The sequence below is a fragment of the Streptomyces sp. NPDC088817 genome, from assembly GCF_044750345.1.
In the GTDB taxonomy this organism is placed as follows: Bacteria; Actinomycetota; Actinomycetes; order Streptomycetales; family Streptomycetaceae; genus Streptomyces.
Genome location: NZ_JBIVJN010000050.1, coordinates 1 through 1410, shown reverse-complemented (window position 1 = coordinate 1410; position 1410 = coordinate 1). Strand labels below are relative to the sequence as shown.

Below are 1410 nucleotides of genomic sequence, written 5' to 3'. Positions count from 1 at the left end.
CTAGTAGTACTTCGTTAGGTTGATTTGATCTTGGGTGCCGAGTCCGGCAGGCTGCCCGTGTGGACTTGGGGGAGATCGAGCAACTCCGGGGTGAGTTGGCCGCGTTCGTGGCCGAGGTGTTCGCGTCGGTGCCGCGCCGGGATCAGCGGGCGAAGGGCGACTGCTACCTGCGCGGGTTGATGCTGGACGGTCGCAGGAAGTCGATCCAGCCGATGGCCGAGCGGCTGCCGGACGGCGATATGCAGGCGTTGCAGCAGTTCGTGAACCAGTCGCCGTGGGACCACGCCGCGGTGTTGCGGGCGGTGGCCGTCAAGACGGTCCCCGTCGTCGATCCCCTGGTGTGGGTGATCGACGACGTGTCGTTCCCCAAGGACGGGAAGATGTCGGCGGGGGTGGCCCGGCAGTGGTGTGGGGCGCTGGGCAAGCAGTCCAACTGCCAGGTCGCGGTCAGCCTGCATGCCGCGTCCGACACCGCCTCCGTGCCGATCTCGTGGCGGCTGTTCCTGCCGCAGGAGTGGCAGGACGCCGCCGGACGCCGGGCCAGGGCGGGGGTGCCCGAGGAGGTGGGGCACCGGGAGAAGTGGCGGCTGGCCCTGGATCTGATCGACGAGGCGATCGGCTGGGACCTCGTCCCGCAGGTGATCGTCGCGGATGCCGGATACGGGCAGAACACCGCGTTCCGGCAGGCTCTGGCCGACCGCGGACTGGACTTCGTCGTCGCGGTGCGGGCGGACGAATCCGCCCATCCGCACGACGCCGTGCCCACCGCACCGGCCTGGAGCGGGACCGGCCGCAAGCCCGCCCTGCGCTACCGCACCGGAGCGCTCTCGTTGAAGGACCTGGCCGCCGAAACCGGCCGCAAGGCCTACCGGCAGGCGACCTGGCGCACAGGGTCCAAGGGGCCGATGCGCTCGAGATTCCGGGTGCGGATCGTGCGTCCGGCCGGTGTCGCGGCCCGCAGACACGCGATGGCCCGGGCGGGCGGCTCCACCGCCTGGGACGGCGTTCTGCCCCCGGCGACACTGCTGAGTGAATGGCCCGCCGACGAGAAGACACCCACCGAGTACTGGCTGACCAACCTGCCCGCCGACACCCCCCTGCGGCACCTGGCCCGCCTGGCGAAGATGCGCTGGCGGATCGAGCACGACTACCGCGAGATGAAGCACGGCCTGGGCCTGGACCACTTCGAAGGCCGCACCTGGCGCGGCTGGCACCACCACGCCACCCTCGTCACCGCCGCCCACGCCTTCCTCACCCTCCGCCGCCTCGACCCAAAAGCAACAGCGCCGGCCTGACCTTCTACCAGGTCCTCGACACGCTCCAGGACCTCATACGCGCATGGACCGGCACATGCCCCACCTGCCACCGCAGCATCCCCGCTTCAGCTCCGCCAGAACACCACCCACGCCA

At 70.4% G+C, this 1410-nt stretch carries 1 protein-coding gene; it reads left to right on the top strand.

Features of this window, described 5'->3' with window-relative positions; translation table 11 throughout:
- The first annotated feature begins 59 nt into the window (after window positions 1–59).
- Window positions 60–1295, top strand: a complete 1236-nt coding sequence (locus tag ACIP4X_RS35760) for an IS701 family transposase (protein ID WP_326800729.1) — start codon at window positions 60–62, stop codon at window positions 1293–1295.
- Window positions 1296–1410: the final 115 nt, after the last annotated feature.